The sequence below is a fragment of the Halostella litorea genome (assembly GCF_004785955.1).
GTDB classification, from domain to species: Archaea; Halobacteriota; Halobacteria; order Halobacteriales; family Natronoarchaeaceae; genus Halostella; species Halostella litorea.
On record NZ_SJER01000001.1, the window covers coordinates 1,241,969 to 1,256,019 of the forward strand.

Sequence of the window (14,051 nt, forward strand, 5' to 3'; positions counted from 1 at the left end):
CCGGTAGCATGACCGAGCAACCCGCGCGGACCGACGACGCCGAACGCTGCCTGTACGGTGCCGCACAGCACGAGCGGCCGCGCTGCTCGCCCGAGTGGGAGTACGGGGAGCCACAGCACGAGACAGACGTCGAGAACCCCTTTTCGGCCGCCGAGATAACGGCCGACAGCGGTCGCGACGCGCCGGGGACCGACCTGCGCACCCCGCGGCCGGCCGCGTACGGGCACGCTCAGCCGGCGACCGACTAAGGTCGCTGAATGTGATTAAATCGTATTTATATTTTCAGGGGTAGAGTTATCCGTCGGATCGGGGCAGTAACACGTATGCAGCCGAACTACTACGGCCCACCGCAGCACGAGGACGCCGATGCCGGGGAGCGCAAGCGGGACGTGGTCGCACGAGACGACGAGCGGGAAACCGTCCCGGCCCGCGTTCAGTAGGGGAGCGCGTCCAGCGCCTCGGCGGCCTCCCGGGCGGCGGCGAGGTACTCCCGGGCGCGGTTCGGGTCGTCCGTTTCGGCCGCTTTCCGCGAGAACTTCGTCAGCGTCGCGCGGAGCGCGTCGGCCGCCGCGGCCACGTCGCCGCCGGTCCCGCCGCCAGTCGGTGCGTCTGCCGACGTTGCGCCGGCATCGCCGGGGGGCGACTGGGACGCCGCCGGCGTCGCAGTTCGGGCCGCGGATGACGGCTCCCCGGCTGCGGGCTGCGAATCGGCGGCCCCGGGCGATCCGTCGGCACCCTGCTGTCGGTCGGTCGCCCCCTCGGCCGTCCGCTGCTCGGCGGCCGGCTGTTCGGCGGCGGGGTCCGACGCCGCAGCCGTTTCCTGCCCGTCGCCGCCCCCCTGCTGGGTGTCGCAGGTGGGGCAGAACTCCTGACCGTCGTAGCGGAAGATGGGGTCCCCGCAGTTGTCGCAGTGGGCGTTCGTCATCGTCGCGCCCTTCAGCAGGAGTTCGCTCATCCGCTGGGTGTGCTGGCGGCTCTCCTCCTCTTCCTCCAGCTGCTCACGGAGCTTCTCGCGCTCCGCCTCCTTGTCGAAGTCGCTCATACCCGACGGGAGGGGCGCCGGGTCGAAAAGGACTGCGAACCCGGAGTTCGACGCGCGTCGAACGTCGGGCCGACGAACATCGCGAACATCCGACGATTCGAAGTCTTTAACGGGTATCGCGGGCGCTCTTTACGTGGTATGACGAAAGTTAGCGTGGTCGGCGCGGCCGGAACGGTCGGCGCCGCCGCAGGGTACAACATCGCGCTGCGCGACGTGGCCGACGAACTCGTGTTCGTCGACATCCCGGACAAGGAGGACGACACGGTCGGGCAGGCCGCGGACGCGAACCACGGCGTCGCCTACGACTCGAACACGACGATCCGGCAGGGCGGCTACGAGGACACCGCCGGCTCCGACGTGGTCGTCATCACGGCTGGCATTCCCCGTCAGCCCGGCCAGACCCGCATCGACCTGGCGGGCGACAACGCGCCGATCATGGAGGACATCGGCTCGTCGCTGGCCGAGCACAACGACGACTTCGTCACGATCACCACGTCGAACCCCGTCGACCTGCTGAACCGTCACCTGTACGAGACGGGCGACCGCGCCCGCGAGAAGGTGATCGGCTTCGGCGGCCGCCTCGACAGCGCGCGCTTCCGCTACGTGCTCGCCGAGCGGTTCGACGCGCCCGTGGGGAACGTCGAGGCGACGATCCTCGGCGAGCACGGCGACGCGCAGGTGCCCGTGTTCTCGAAGGTCCGCGTGAACGGCCGCGACCCCGAGTTCTCCGACGAGGAGAAAGAGGAGATCCTAGAGGAGCTCCAGACCAGCGCGATGAACGTCATCGAGAAGAAGGGCGCGACCGAGTGGGGCCCGGCCACCGGCGTCGGCCACATGGTCGAGGCCGTCCTGCGGGACACCGGCGAGGTGCTCCCCGCGTCGGTCAAGCTCGAGGGCGAGTACGGCCACGACGACGTCGCGTTCGGCGTTCCCGTCAAGCTCGGCTCGAACGGCGTCGAGGAAGTCGTCGACTGGGACCTGACCGCCTACGAGCGCGAGCAGCTCGGCGAGGCCGCCGACAAGCTCTCCGAGCAGTACGACGAGATCAGCTAAGCCGAACCCGGTCGTATTTTCGCGTCGCTACTCCTCCTCACACGACCTGACGGCCGCTGGAGACGCCGCCTCGGCCGGATGAGACCGGCCCGCTGACATCTACCCCGCATGACAAAAGTGTTATGTGAGAGGGTGAAGATTCCACGCGTAGGTGACCGAGGATGCGCAACGAGGACACGGACACGCACATCGCGGAGTGGGCCGACCTGATCGGCGACTCCGTCCCCGATTCGGTCCAGTCGCACGAGGAGACAGGGGAGGCCGACGACCCCTGGACCGACGGCTTCTGACGCCCGTGTCGCCGCCCGAGTGCCCTCCCGCAGGTCGACCGGACGGGCGGTTCGCGATCGGTCGGCGAGGCCGTCCGCCGCGCCGGTAACGTAGAGTCGCGACCGCTACGGGACGAGTTGTTCGCCGTCGTCGTCGTAGACGGTGATGGCGTCGACGGGACAGGACCGCGCCGAGAACTTCGCGTCGAGTTCCTCGCCGTCGGGGACCTCGCGGGCGATCACGTCCTCGTCGACTTCCTCACCGTCGACGAGGACGGCCTTCCCCGCGTCGGTATCCTTCTCGAAGCCGTCCCACTCGGCGACGCACTGGAACATCCCGATGCAGGTGTCGCGGTCGAACTCGACTCGCATACCGGAGGATCCGACCGGAGTGGGTTAGCTCTGACGCCACGGGCCGATGGCGAACAGCCGGCACGGTCGGACGCGACGGGGGGTGCCGGACACCCGCCTCGGCCCCGTCGCGGCGTCGCTCAGGTCACGGCGGGGCTGGCCGCGGCCCCGTACCTAAACCCTCGGACCGCGGCCGGCCGCCACCCGACAGTTTAAACCGCGGGACGCGTCTACGGAGTCCCAATGAAGACGGCGGACCTGTCGGGGCTGCCGCCCGGCGTCACGGACTACCTGCAGGCGGAGGGGATCGAGGAGCTGTACCCCCCGCAGGCCGAGGCCGTCGAGGCGGGCGTCACCGACGGCGAGAACGTGGTGGCGAGCGTCCCGACCGCGAGCGGCAAGACGCTGATCGCCGAGCTGGCGATGCTGTCGTCCATCCGGCGCGGCGGGACGGCGCTGTACATCGTGCCCCTCCGGGCGCTGGCCAGCGAGAAGAAGGCCGAGTTCGAGGCATTCGAGGAGTACGGCGTCTCCGTCGGCGTCTCGACGGGTAACTACGAGAGCGACGGCGACTGGCTGGCGACGAAAGACATCGTGGTGGCAACCAGCGAGAAGGTCGACTCGCTCGTGCGCAACGGCGCGACGTGGATCGAGGACCTGTCCTGTGTCGTCGCCGACGAGGTCCACCTGATCGACGACGCCGGCCGCGGCCCGACGCTGGAGGTGACGCTGGCGAAGCTCCGCCAGCTGAACCCCGACCTCCAGACGGTCGCGCTGTCGGCGACGGTGGGCAACGCCGAGGACATCGCGGAGTGGCTCGACGCCGAACTCGTCGACTCGACGTGGCGGCCCATCGACCTGAAGAAGGGGGTGCACTACGGGAACGCGCTCCACCTCGACGACGGCACCCAGCGCGAGCTGGAAGTCAGGGGGTCGGAGAAACAGACCGCCGCCGTCGTCCGGGACACGCTTGAGGACGGCGGCTCGACGCTCGTGTTCGTCAACTCGCGGCGCAACGCGGAGGCGGCGGCGCGGCGGCTCGCGGACACGGTCGAGCCAGAACTGACCGACGAGGAGCGCGACGAACTGGCTTCCGTCGCCGCGGAGATACGCGACGTGAGCGACACCGAGACGAGCGAGGACCTGGCCGCCGCCGTCGAGGGCGGCGCGGCGTTCCACCACGCCGGCCTGGCGAGCGACCACCGCGCGCTCGTCGAGGACGCCTTCCGCGACCGCCTGCTGAAGGTGATCAGCGCGACACCGACGCTCGCCGCGGGCGTGAACACGCCGAGCCGCCGCGTCGTCGTCCGCGACTGGCGGCGTTACGACGGCACCGCGGGCGGCATGCAGCCGCTCGACGTGCTGGAGGTCCACCAGATGATGGGGCGGGCGGGCCGCCCCGGCATGGACCCGTACGGCGAGGCGGTGCTGGTCGCCAGCAGCCACGACGAACTGGACGAGCTGTTCGACCGCTACGTGTACGCCGACCCGGAACCCGTCCGGTCGAAGCTCGCGGCGGAGCCGGCCCTGCGGACGCACGTGCTGGCGACGGTGGCGACCGGCTTCGCCCGCTCCCGCGGGGAGTTGCTCGACTTCCTCGAACGCACGCTGTACGCCTCGCAGTCGGCCGAGCCGGACCGGCTGGAGCGCGTGACCGACGACGTGCTGGAGTACCTCGAACGGAACGAGTTCGTTCGACGCGACGGCCGCGGCGACGACGCGACCGTCGACGCGACGAGCCTCGGCCACACCGTCTCGCGGCTCTACCTCGACCCGATGAGCGCCGCGGAGATAGTCGACGGCCTGCGCGCCGTCGACGGCCGGCCCACCGCGCTCGGCCTCTACCACCTCGTCGCCCGTACGCCGGACATGTACGAGCTGTACCTGCGCTCGGGCGACCGCGAGGAGTACACCGAACTGTGCTACGAGCGCGAGGGCGAACTGCTCGGCCCGACGCCCAGCGAGTTCGAGGAGGGCCGCTTCGAGGACTGGCTCTCGGCGCTCAAGACCGCCCGACTGCTGGAGGACTGGGCCGAGGAGGTCGACGAGGACCGCGTCGCCGAGCGCTACGGGGTCGGTCCCGGGGACATCCGCGGGAAGGTCGACACCGCGGAGTGGCTGCTGAACGCCGCTGAGCAGCTCGCCAACGAGCTGGACGTCGGCCACGAGGCGGCGGTCCGCGAGGCCCGCAAGCGCGTCGAGTACGGCGTCGGCGACGAACTGCTGGACCTCGCGGGCGTCCGCGGCGTCGGCCGCAAGCGCGCCCGGCGGCTCTACGACGCCGGGGTCGAGACCCGCGCCGAACTCCGCGAGGCCGACAAGGGCGTCGTGCTCGGTGCGCTGCGCGGCCGCCGGAAGACCGCCGAGAACGTGCTCGAAAACGCCGGCCGCGAGGACGCGTCGATGGACGGCGTCGAACCGGTCGAGCGCGCGGCGGCCGACGGCGAGGGGAGCGACGCGGACGGAGGCGCAGAGCCGACGGACGACGCCGAACCGGACGCCGGCGAAGCCGACGACGCCGGCCAGGCGAGCCTGGGTGATTTCTGATGGAACTGGTCGAGGGGCGGCTCACGGTCGCGGACGTGGACGAACTGGTCGAGCAACTCGCCGCCGTCGGCGACGAGCACGGAACCACGGTGCAGGCGTTCGACGCCCGCTACGTCGCCGGGCGCGAGCACCTCGAACGCGCCGTCGAACTGGCCGACCGCGCCATCGAGCGCGGGGAGAACGTCGCCCGGAACCGCGGCGTCGAGATACTGCTGTACGCCGCCGGGCGGCGGCAGATCAACCGGGCCCTGGAGATGGGCGTGAGCGAGGGCGAGGTGCCCGCTGTGGTCCTCGTCGACGGCGGCGACGAGGCCGCCGCGGCGGAGGCGGTCCGCGACCGGCTCGCCCTCTCACCGGAGCCGACCGTCGGCGTCGAACACGCGGACGAGGAGCGGATTCAGGCGTTCTTCGACGTGACCGACGCCGAGCGCGCGGCGACCGACGCGACTCTCGCTGAGCTGGTTCGCGAGCGCGTCGCGCTGCTGGAAGTCGAGAAGTAGCGCCACCACAAAGCACTCGTGAATATCTAGCAAAATCAGGGGCGTGAGCGATATAACTAAGGCAATAACGGCAGTGGTTATTGTCTCATTGGCCTCCGGATGTTTGATTACGAACATAGGGAGTGAACAGGAGACGGCCGGAGGGAGCGACAGTGCATTCGGTGTCGCAATAGTGGACGAAGCCGACGGCAACGTGATAAATTATTCTAGCGATCGGATGGAAGACAAGGAGATAATGAGAGGTATCGTCGATGAGATGGTCCATGAAAACGATACCAACGACAGTTCGAATATTTTCGTCAGTCCAAGCAGAACATCCGCAGCCATGAACGAGTTTGACGGGTTGAAATCGCCAAACAGCTCTAGTGTTTATATCAAGAAAGATGGGAAAATAATAGAGATAACTGCAATGTCGGGGGACTGACTCGGAGAGGACTCAAGACCATGCTTTCGTTCAGTCTATAAGTGAATATGGGCCCGAGATCGCAAACGGGAAACGGAGCATGGATAAGACCCTGAATTCTCCCCTCGAAATCGGCGACCTCACCCTCCCGAACCGGCTGTACCGCGCGCCGCTGCTGGAGTGTGCGGGCAACGGGCCAGACGCCGCCGAGACGCTGGTCGCGGAGCTGGAACCGGCCGCGGAGTCGGGCGTCGGGCTGATATTCCAGGGGGCGACCATCGTCCGCGGCGAGGGGGGCTGTGCCGCGCCGGGGATGACGCGCGTCCACGACGACGAGTTCGTGGCGGGGCTGTCGGCGGTGGCCGACGCGGTCCACGACCACGGCGGGCGGATCTTCGCGCAGCTGGAGCACGGCGGCCTGCGGAGCATGGAGACGTGGCACGCCGAGTACCGCGAGGCCCACCCGGACCTGGAGCAACTGGCCGTCTCGCCGCTCCCGTGGCAACTGAAGGCGCTGGATACGGCGGGCTTTCTCGCCTACGACCCCCACGTGCTGTCGACCGACGAGGTGTACGACCTCGCGGCCGATTTCGGCCGGGCCGCCGCGCGCCTCGTCGAGGCGGGCTACGACGGGGTCCACATCGCCGGCGCGAACATGGGCATCGTCCAGCAGTTCCTCTCGCCCTTTTACAACCGCCGGGACGACGAGTTCGGCGGGTCGCTCCGCGCGCGGACGCGGTTCCTAGAGGTCGTACACGACGAAATTCGGGAGCGGGCCGGCGACGTGCCGCTGGTGACGAAGGTGCCCGCGGAGACGGCCGCGCCGCCCGTCATTCGGCGTCACCTCTCGCTCGACGACGGCGTGCGGATCGCCGAGCGCGCTGCGGCGGTCGGCTACGACGCGGTGGTGCCGGTCCAGGGGTCGGTCGTCTGGGACATGAGCATCGTCCGCGGCGAGTACCCCGAGCGGGCCTGGAACGACGACCGCTTCGCGGCGGGGTACGCGGCGGCGTTCGGGAGCCGGCTCCGGGCACGGGTGGTCGCGGCGCTAAATCGCCTCCAGTCGCTCCAGTACGGGTTCGAGCCGGCGTGGAACGCGGACTTCTGCCGGCGGGTCCGGGAGCGCGTCGACGTCCCGGTGCTGGCGGAGGGCGGGATCCGGGGACGCGACGAGATGGACCGCCTGCTCGGCGACGCCTGCGACGCGGTCGGGGTGGGCCGGCCGTTCTACGCCGAGCCGCGGCTTGGCGCGCGCCTGCTGGACGCCGACGGGGAGCGGGCGGTCTGTGAGAGCTGCAACAACTGCGCGGTGCCGCAGGCGACCGGCGCGCCCGGAGTCTGTCGAACCCCGTCGGTGCTCGAAGCGCGGGGACGCCTCGACCGGGCCGGCGCGTACGACCGCGACGAGTGAGCGCCCCCGTGGGGGCGAACGGTCCCTCGGCCAAAAGTTGTATTACGGTTGACGTGTTACCTCGTTTGAGCCATGTTCACAGGGGGCAGCGCCGAACGGCACGCCGGAACAGGTGGAGCACGGGGACAGGGAGATGGCACAGTGTAACAACTGCACCGAGGAGATAGCGGCCGACGAGGAGGCCCACGTCAGGGTCGTCAAGCCGATGGAGTTCAAGGGGAGCACGGAGCAAATCGAGCACTACTACTGCTCCGTCAACTGTCTGGTAGAACGGGCACGGGCGTAACTGACAGCAACGAATGACGACCGTCCGGTGAAATCCCAACCTACGGTCACGTAGGAGCGGGCAAACCGCCGGGGGCGGCGGCCGGAACGCGGCCCCCACGGCGGCAGTCCCGGTAACGACTCGTTGCTTTCGACCCGGTGAGCATAGCTGGTTCATAACAAAGGCCGGGTATCGGCAACGCGAAAACAGAAGAGGGGACGGGGACCGCCGGCAGCGTCGGTGGCGTTTTTCCGTCGTCGCCCGGACGCCGGCGACCGCCCCTCGCCGGAGACACAATGTCACGCCTGAACACCCATCGAAGCGGTCGTCGCGCGGAGATAGAACCGGAGAACACGGAGACGGAGTCGGACTGCCCCGAGTGCGGGGCCGACCAGTTCGTACAGAGTCCCGACCGCGGGGAGCTCGTCTGCGACGACTGCGGGCTCGTCGTCGACGAGGAGGCGATAGACTACGGGCCGGAGTGGCGGGCGTTCAGCCACGAGGAGCGCCAGCAGAAGTCCCGGGTCGGCGCGCCAACGACCGAGACGATGCACGACCGCGGGCTGACGACCGACATCGACTGGCGCAACACGGACGCCAAGGGCCGGTCGATCGGCTCGGAGAAGCGCGGCCAGCTCCACCGCCTCCGGAAGTGGCAGCGCCGCATCCGGACCCGCGACGCGGGCGAGCGCAACCTGAAGCAGGCGCTCTCGGAGATAGACCGGATGGCGTCGGCGCTGGGCGTCCCGCGGTTCGTCCGGGAGATAGCGAGCGTGATGTACCGAAAGGCCCTGGAGAAAGACCTCATCCGCGGGCGCTCCATCGAGGGCGTCGCGACGGCGACGCTGTACGCCGCCTGCCGCAAGGAGGGGATCGCCCGGAGCCTGGAGGAGATAAGCGAGGTGTCGCGGGTCGACCGCCGCGAGATCGGCCGCACGTACCGCTACATCTCCCAGGAACTCGGCCTGGAGATGAAACCGGTCGACCCCAAGCAGTTCGTCCCGCGCTTCTGCTCGGAGCTGGAGGTGAGCGAGAGCGTCCGGACCCGCGCCCGCGAGATCGTCGAGCGGACCGCCAAGGAGGGGCTCCACTCCGGCAAGTCGCCGACCGGTTTCGCCGCGGCGGCGATCTACACGGCGTCGCTTGACTGCGACGAGAAGCAGACCCAGCGCGCGGTCGCCGAGGTGGCGCAGGTGACGGAAGTGACGATCCGCAACCGCTACCAGGAGCAGACCGCGGTGCTCGAAGGCGACGCGTAGCTTTTCCCCGCGGCGGGCCCATAGCCCGCCACGCATGACCGATGACATCGCGAGCCACGTCGACGGCCTCCTCCACGAACAGACCCAGGTGCGCGACCGCGGCGTCGACCTGACCGCCGCCGAGGTGTACGAGGTGACCGCGCCCGGCCGCGTCGACTTCGGCGGCAGCGAACTGACCGACGCCGAGCGCACGCCCCACGACCGCGTCCGGCGGAACGAGGGCGACGACTACGAGTGGTGGCACCTGGACGCCGGCCAGTACCTCGTCGAGTACAACGAGTCGGTCGCCGGCGACGCCGTCCTGACGGTCCAGCCGCGGTGCGAACTGCGCGAGCGGGGCGCGAGCCACCCGACGCTGACCGTCGCCGAACTGGGGCCGGTGCCGCTGTCGGTCGGCGGCGCGGGGATCCGGCTAAAGGAAAACGCCCGGATCTCGACCGTCGTCGACGCCGAGCGCCGGTGACGGCCCGCGACGGCGGGCGTGCGGGCGACCCACGGACCGATCCGCTATCCGTGGCTTCTTGTCCGGGCGACGAGGATCGTCGGACAGCGTGGCACCACGGGACCGGACGGCGGACGACGGCCTCGGGCGGGCGCTCGGGGCGCTGGCTGTCGGGTGGTTTCTGACGCTCGGCGCGCGCTTTCTCCCGCCGGCGATCCTGCCCCAGATCCGGGCGACGTTCGGCATCGGCGACGCGACCGCGGGGGTCGCCATCTCCGCGATCTGGGTCGGCTACGGCTTGATGCAGTTCCCCGCCGGCGCGCTCGCCGACCGGGTCGACGAGCGGACGCTGCTGAGCCTCAGCCTCGTCCTCGCGGGGGCGAGCCTGGCGGCGATCGCGGGCGCGCCGGCGTTCGGCGTGTTCCTCGTCGCCTGCGTCCTGTTCGGCCTCGGGACGGGGCTGTTCGGGCCGCCGCGGGGCATCGCGCTCTCGAACCTGTTCGCGCCGACGCCGGGCCGGGCGTTCGGGATCACCCTCGCCGCCGGGAGCGTCGGGTCGGCCGCCCTGCCGTTCGTCGCCAGCGTCCTCACGGACCGGATCGGCTGGCGGCTCGCGGTCGGCCTGCTGGTCCCGGCGTTTCTCGGGGTCGCCGCCGCGACCCTGCGGTACGTCCCGGCCGACACCGGGAGCGGGTCCGACGACGGCGACGACGCGGCCAGCCTCCGGCGGACGCTCGGGCGCGCCCTGACCGACCGGCAGGTCCTGACCGCCGTCGCGGCGCTGACGCTCATGCTGTTTACGTTCCAGGCGCTGACCGCCTTCCTCCCGACGTACCTGATCCGGGCGAAGGGGGTCGGCCAGGGGGTCGCCGGGGCGCTGTTCGGCGTCCTGTTCGTCGCGGGCGCGGCCGCCCAGTTGGCCGGCGGCGACGCCGTCGACCGCTACGGGACGCGGGCGGTGATGGTCGCCGTCGCCGTCGCGACCGCGCTGAGCCTCGCCGCCCTCCCGCTGGTCGGCGGCCTCGTCCCCGTCGCCGCCGTGGTCGTCCTGCTGGCGACCCAGATGGCGGTCCAGCCGGTGATGAACTCCTACATCATCGAGGCGCTGCCGCCGGCGGGCACCGGCACCGCGTGGGGCTTTCTGCGGACGGCGTTTTTCCTGCTCGGCGCGACCGGGTCGACCGTGGTCGGGGTGCTCTCCGAGCGCGGGCTGCTGGACGAGTCGTTCTACCTGCTGGCGGGGGTCACGGCCGTCGCCGTTTTGCTGTTCGTCCTGCTGCCGGCGGAGTCGTGATCACGCCCCGTCGGCGTACACCTTCACCTCGCCGTCCTCGGTGAGGCCGACCTCGACCGCCGTGTCGAGGCGGCTCTCCGCGACGTACGCCTCCAGTTCGCCGTACAGGTGGGCGTTCAGCTCCGGCGTGCAGTAGTCGACCTTGATCCCCGCCTCGTCGCCACGCTCGTACACCGCCTCGACGACGTCCTCGAAGTACGTGCCCGCCTCGACAGTGAACCGGACCGGCGAGCGGAGCGTCCGGACGAGTTCGAGCGTCCGCCGGGCCTTCGAGACGTTCTCCTGGGCGGCGCGCTCTATCGCGCTCACGTTCGAGGCGGTCGTCCCGAGCCGCTCGGCGACCTCCCGCTGGGTGTGGCCCGCCTCCCGAAGTTCGAGCACCTCAACCTGTCGCTCGGTCAGCGCGGTGTCGGCGGCCGTCGGCATGGGAGATCAAACGAAACCGTTTGGGATAAGCTTTAGGTCGAACTCTTTCGATTGTACAACTATGGGACGCGACGAGCGGGTCGGACGGCGGGCGGTGCTGGCGGCCGCGGCGGGCGGAGTCGCCGGGATGGCCGGGTGCGGGGCCGTCTCCGGCGAGGACGCCGTCTCCGTGCTCGCGGCCGGCAGCCTCCAGAACGCGCTGGAGAACGGGCTCCCGGACCGGGTCGACGCCGCCGTCCGGGTGGAGGCACACGGTTCCGCCCGGGCCGCCCGCCTCGTCGCGGACGGCGCGAAGGACCCGGACATCGTCTCGGTCGCCGACGCCGCGCTGTTCGACGGCCCGCTCCGCCCGGGCTGGCACGCCGAGTTCGCCACCAACGCGGTCGTCCTCGCGTACGACCCCGACAGCGAGGGCGGCCGCCGTATCGCGGAGGCGGGGACCGAGGCGTGGTACCGGCCGCTGCTGTCCGGCGCGGCGTCGCTCGGCCGGACGGACCCGGACCTCGACCCGCTTGGCTACCGGACGCTGTTCGCGCTCGAACTGGCGACCGACCACTACGGGACGGACGCCGACCTCCGCGGGGCGGTGCCCGAGCGCGACCAGGTGTACCCGGAGACGCAGCTGCTGAGCCAGTTCGAGACCGGCGGGATAGACGCCGCCTTCACCTACCGGAGCATGGCCGTCGACCGCGGGTACGAGTTCGTCGCGCTCCCGGCCGCGGTGGACCTGAGCGACCCCGCGCTCGCCGACCGGTACGCGGCCGCGACGTACGAACTGCCCGGCGGGAAGACCGTCCGCGGCGCACCGATACGCTACGCGTCCACGCTCCGCCGGGAGTCGTCGGCAGCGACCGACGCGTTCGAGGCACACGTCGCCGGGGGGTACCTCGCCGACTTCGGCTTCGGCGTCCCCGAGAACTACCCGCGGTACACCGGGGATGTTCCCGACGCGGTCTGAGGTCGCCGGCCGGCGGATCGACCCGCTGTCGGTGATCCTTGCGCTCGGCGGCGTGTTGCTGCTGTACTACCTCGTCCCGCTGGTCTCGCTGTTCGTCGCGCAACCGCCGGGCGCGGTCTGGGCGCAGTTGACGACGCCGCGGGTCGCCGGGGCCGTGCGGACCTCGCTGTGGGCCGCGGTCGCCAGCACGGCGGTCGCGACGGCCTTCGGCCTGCCGCTTGCCTACTGGCTGGCGCGGGCGGACGGCCGGGCCGCGACGCTCGTCACCGCCGCGGTCGTGTTGCCGCTCGTGCTCCCGCCGGTGGTCAGCGGGATGCTCCTGCTCACCGTCGTCGGGCCGGACACCGCGCTCGGCGGGCTCGCGGCCGCGAACGGCGTTTCGCTCACGCGCTCTATCGTCGGCGTCGTGCTCGCCCAGACTTTCGTCGCGTCGCCGTTCGTCGTCGTCACCGCGAAGGCGGCGTTCGAGGGCGTCGACCGGCGGCTGGAGCACGCGTCGCGCTCGCTCGGCAAGGGCCGGCTGACGACGTTCCGGCGGGTGACGCTCCCGCTGTCGTGGCCGGGCGTACTCGCCGGGATGACCCTCGCCTTCGCCCGGTCGCTGGGGGAGTTCGGCGCGACAATCATGCTCGCGTACTACCCGCGGACGATGCCCGTCCAGATCTGGGTGTCGTTTACCACCGCGGGAATCGAGCGCGCGTTCCCGGTCGCGGTCGTCCTCGTCTGCGTCGCCGTCGGCACGCTCGCCGCGCTGAACGCCCTCGGCTCGAACCCCCTCGCCTGACCATGCTCGTCGTCGAAGACCTCACGAAGGCGTTCGACGCGTTCCGGCTCGGCCCGGTGGACCTGACGGTCGGCGACGAGGTGCTCGCCGTCCTCGGGCCGTCGGGCTGTGGCAAGTCGACGCTGCTTGGCCTCGTCGCGGGGACGCTCGACCCCGACGGCGGCCGCGTCTCGCTGTCGGGCCGCCGCCTCGACGGCCGCCCGCCCGAAGAGCGCGGCGTCGGCGTCGTGTTCCAGGACGGCGCGCTGTTCCCGCACATGACCGCCCGCGAGAACGTCGCCTACGCCGGGGCCGCCCCGGAGCGGGTCGCGGACCTGGCGACCACGCTGGAAGTGGCCGACGTGCTGGACCGTCCGGCAACGGCGCTGTCGGGCGGCGAACGTCAGCGCGTCGCGCTGGCCCGCGCGCTGGCCGCCGACCCCGACGCCCTCCTGCTCGACGAGCCGCTGGCGAACCTCGACGCGCCGGTCCGCCGCCGCCTCCGCGGGGCGCTCCACGAGACGTTCGCGGAGACCGGCGTCCCGACGGTGCTCGTGACCCACGACCGTCGGGTCGCGACCGCGGTAGGCGACCGCGTCGCTGTCCTGCGTGACGGCGGCGTCGAGCAGGTCGGCACGCCGTCGGCGGTGCTCGACCGCCCGGCGACGCCGTTCGTCGCGCGGTTCACCGGGAGCGAGAACGTGTTCGAAAGCAGGGTAGTCGACCGCGACGCGGACGGCGTCGCGCTCGCGTTCGGCGACGCGACGCTCCGGTCGACGCGGGACGCCCCCGCCGGCGCGACCGTGACCGCCTGCGTCAGGCCGGCGCGGGTCCGGCTTGTCGGGGGGGACGCGCCCGAGGGCGCGAACGTCCTCCGGGGCACCGTCGCCCGCTGGCTCCACGAGGGCGACGAGTACCGCGTGACCGCGGCCGTCGACGGCGCGGCGGACCACGTCACGGCCGCGGTCCCGGCGACGGCGTTCGAGCGCGCCGGGGTCGAGCGCGGCGCGACCGTGCGGCTGGCGTTCGACCCGGCGGCGGTCCACCTGATCGAAGCGGCGTGACGCC

The 14,051-nt window shown here is 71.1% G+C and carries 17 protein-coding genes; 14 read left to right on the top strand and 3 right to left on the bottom strand.

Going from position 1 to position 14,051, the window contains the following annotated elements; translation table 11 throughout:
• Window positions 1-8 precede the first annotated feature (8 nt).
• Entirely contained in the window at window positions 9-248 is a 240-nt protein-coding gene (locus tag EYW40_RS11935) for a hypothetical protein (protein WP_135821824.1), read from the top strand.
• 185 nt (window positions 249-433) lie between these two features.
• Here the strand turns inward: EYW40_RS11935 and EYW40_RS11940 are convergent, their stop codons facing one another.
• Window positions 434-1,042, bottom strand: a complete 609-nt coding sequence (locus EYW40_RS11940) for an Sjogren's syndrome/scleroderma autoantigen 1 family protein (protein WP_135821825.1) — start codon at window positions 1,040-1,042, stop codon at window positions 434-436.
• Between the two features lie 138 nt (window positions 1,043-1,180).
• Here EYW40_RS11940 and mdh point away from each other — a divergent pair, with 138 nt between their 5' ends.
• Together mdh and EYW40_RS20315 are read left to right on the top strand one after the other, a co-directional pair.
• Window positions 1,181-2,095: a malate dehydrogenase gene (gene mdh / locus EYW40_RS11945; protein WP_135821826.1), complete on the top strand. Its 915-nt coding sequence runs from the start codon at window positions 1,181-1,183 to the stop codon at window positions 2,093-2,095.
• Window positions 2,096-2,256: 161 nt separating this feature from the next.
• On the top strand, window positions 2,257-2,385 hold the full coding sequence (locus EYW40_RS20315; protein ID WP_259370029.1) for a hypothetical protein: 129 nt from the start codon (window positions 2,257-2,259) through the stop codon (window positions 2,383-2,385).
• A gap of 105 nt (window positions 2,386-2,490) precedes the next feature.
• Here EYW40_RS20315 and EYW40_RS11950 read toward each other — a convergent pair whose 3' ends face one another.
• Complete coding sequence (locus EYW40_RS11950) at window positions 2,491-2,736, bottom strand: ferredoxin (RefSeq protein ID WP_135821827.1); 246 nt, start codon at window positions 2,734-2,736, stop codon at window positions 2,491-2,493.
• Window positions 2,737-2,958: 222 nt separating this feature from the next.
• Between EYW40_RS11950 and EYW40_RS11955 the strand changes: the two genes are divergently transcribed.
• The 8 genes from EYW40_RS11955 to EYW40_RS11985 all read left to right on the top strand — a co-directional run bounded on the left by EYW40_RS11955 (window position 2,959) and on the right by EYW40_RS11985 (window position 10,836).
• Window positions 2,959-5,262: an ATP-dependent DNA helicase gene (locus EYW40_RS11955; protein WP_135821828.1), complete on the top strand. Its 2,304-nt coding sequence runs from the start codon at window positions 2,959-2,961 to the stop codon at window positions 5,260-5,262.
• On the top strand, window positions 5,262-5,762 hold the full coding sequence (gene cgi121, locus EYW40_RS11960; protein WP_135821829.1) for a KEOPS complex subunit Cgi121: 501 nt from the start codon (window positions 5,262-5,264) through the stop codon (window positions 5,760-5,762). Before EYW40_RS11955 ends, cgi121 begins: the two co-directional genes overlap by 1 nt.
• A 43-nt stretch (window positions 5,763-5,805) precedes the next feature.
• Complete coding sequence (locus EYW40_RS11965) at window positions 5,806-6,186, top strand: hypothetical protein (protein WP_135821830.1); 381 nt, start codon at window positions 5,806-5,808, stop codon at window positions 6,184-6,186.
• 79 nt (window positions 6,187-6,265) lie between these two features.
• Window positions 6,266-7,576 carry an oxidoreductase gene (locus tag EYW40_RS11970; RefSeq protein ID WP_135821831.1) on the top strand — a complete coding sequence of 437 codons (1,311 nt, stop codon included), beginning with the start codon at window positions 6,266-6,268 and terminating at the stop codon, window positions 7,574-7,576.
• Between the two features lie 133 nt (window positions 7,577-7,709).
• Window positions 7,710-7,862: a hypothetical protein gene (locus EYW40_RS19645; RefSeq protein ID WP_161973204.1), complete on the top strand. Its 153-nt coding sequence runs from the start codon at window positions 7,710-7,712 to the stop codon at window positions 7,860-7,862.
• 275 nt (window positions 7,863-8,137) lie between these two features.
• Window positions 8,138-9,100 carry a transcription initiation factor IIB gene (locus EYW40_RS11975; protein ID WP_135821832.1) on the top strand — a complete coding sequence of 321 codons (963 nt, stop codon included), beginning with the start codon at window positions 8,138-8,140 and terminating at the stop codon, window positions 9,098-9,100.
• A gap of 34 nt (window positions 9,101-9,134) precedes the next feature.
• Window positions 9,135-9,563: a dCTP deaminase/dUTPase family protein gene (locus EYW40_RS11980; RefSeq protein WP_135821833.1), complete on the top strand. Its 429-nt coding sequence runs from the start codon at window positions 9,135-9,137 to the stop codon at window positions 9,561-9,563.
• A gap of 88 nt (window positions 9,564-9,651) precedes the next feature.
• On the top strand, window positions 9,652-10,836 hold the full coding sequence (locus EYW40_RS11985) for an MFS transporter (RefSeq protein WP_161973205.1): 1,185 nt from the start codon (window positions 9,652-9,654) through the stop codon (window positions 10,834-10,836).
• Here EYW40_RS11985 and EYW40_RS11990 read toward each other — a convergent pair whose 3' ends face one another.
• Window positions 10,837-11,262, bottom strand: coding sequence for a Tfx family DNA-binding protein (locus tag EYW40_RS11990; protein WP_135821835.1), 426 nt, complete (start codon window positions 11,260-11,262; stop codon window positions 10,837-10,839).
• A gap of 61 nt (window positions 11,263-11,323) precedes the next feature.
• Here EYW40_RS11990 and EYW40_RS11995 point away from each other — a divergent pair, with 61 nt between their 5' ends.
• From EYW40_RS11995 to EYW40_RS12005, 3 genes are read left to right on the top strand one after another with little or no spacing between them, the layout of a single operon-like run.
• Window positions 11,324-12,220 carry an extracellular solute-binding protein gene (locus EYW40_RS11995; RefSeq protein WP_135821836.1) on the top strand — a complete coding sequence of 299 codons (897 nt, stop codon included), beginning with the start codon at window positions 11,324-11,326 and terminating at the stop codon, window positions 12,218-12,220.
• On the top strand, window positions 12,201-13,004 hold the full coding sequence (locus tag EYW40_RS12000) for an ABC transporter permease (RefSeq protein ID WP_135821837.1): 804 nt from the start codon (window positions 12,201-12,203) through the stop codon (window positions 13,002-13,004). Before EYW40_RS11995 ends, EYW40_RS12000 begins: the two co-directional genes overlap by 20 nt.
• Window positions 13,005-13,006: 2 nt before the next feature.
• A complete protein-coding gene (locus EYW40_RS12005; protein WP_135821838.1) occupies window positions 13,007-14,047 on the top strand; it encodes an ABC transporter ATP-binding protein in 1,041 nt (346 codons plus the stop codon).
• Window positions 14,048-14,051: the final 4 nt, after the last annotated feature.

Coding starts and splice junctions, on each gene's coding strand:
- EYW40_RS11935 (WP_135821824.1), top strand. CDS start 9: ATGACCGAGCAACCCGCGCGGACCGACGACGCCGAACGCTGCCTGTAC.
- EYW40_RS11940 (WP_135821825.1), bottom strand. CDS start 1,042: ATGAGCGACTTCGACAAGGAGGCGGAGCGCGAGAAGCTCCGTGAGCAG.
- mdh (WP_135821826.1), top strand. CDS start 1,181: ATGACGAAAGTTAGCGTGGTCGGCGCGGCCGGAACGGTCGGCGCCGCC.
- EYW40_RS20315 (WP_259370029.1), top strand. CDS start 2,257: ATGCGCAACGAGGACACGGACACGCACATCGCGGAGTGGGCCGACCTG.
- EYW40_RS11950 (WP_135821827.1), bottom strand. CDS start 2,736: ATGCGAGTCGAGTTCGACCGCGACACCTGCATCGGGATGTTCCAGTGC.
- EYW40_RS11955 (WP_135821828.1), top strand. CDS start 2,959: ATGAAGACGGCGGACCTGTCGGGGCTGCCGCCCGGCGTCACGGACTAC.
- cgi121 (WP_135821829.1), top strand. CDS start 5,262: ATGGAACTGGTCGAGGGGCGGCTCACGGTCGCGGACGTGGACGAACTG.
- EYW40_RS11970 (WP_135821831.1), top strand. CDS start 6,266: ATGGATAAGACCCTGAATTCTCCCCTCGAAATCGGCGACCTCACCCTC.
- EYW40_RS19645 (WP_161973204.1), top strand. CDS start 7,710: ATGGCACAGTGTAACAACTGCACCGAGGAGATAGCGGCCGACGAGGAG.
- EYW40_RS11975 (WP_135821832.1), top strand. CDS start 8,138: ATGTCACGCCTGAACACCCATCGAAGCGGTCGTCGCGCGGAGATAGAA.
- EYW40_RS11980 (WP_135821833.1), top strand. CDS start 9,135: ATGACCGATGACATCGCGAGCCACGTCGACGGCCTCCTCCACGAACAG.
- EYW40_RS11990 (WP_135821835.1), bottom strand. CDS start 11,262: ATGCCGACGGCCGCCGACACCGCGCTGACCGAGCGACAGGTTGAGGTG.
- EYW40_RS11995 (WP_135821836.1), top strand. CDS start 11,324: ATGGGACGCGACGAGCGGGTCGGACGGCGGGCGGTGCTGGCGGCCGCG.
- EYW40_RS12000 (WP_135821837.1), top strand. CDS start 12,201: ATGTTCCCGACGCGGTCTGAGGTCGCCGGCCGGCGGATCGACCCGCTG.
- EYW40_RS12005 (WP_135821838.1), top strand. CDS start 13,007: ATGCTCGTCGTCGAAGACCTCACGAAGGCGTTCGACGCGTTCCGGCTC.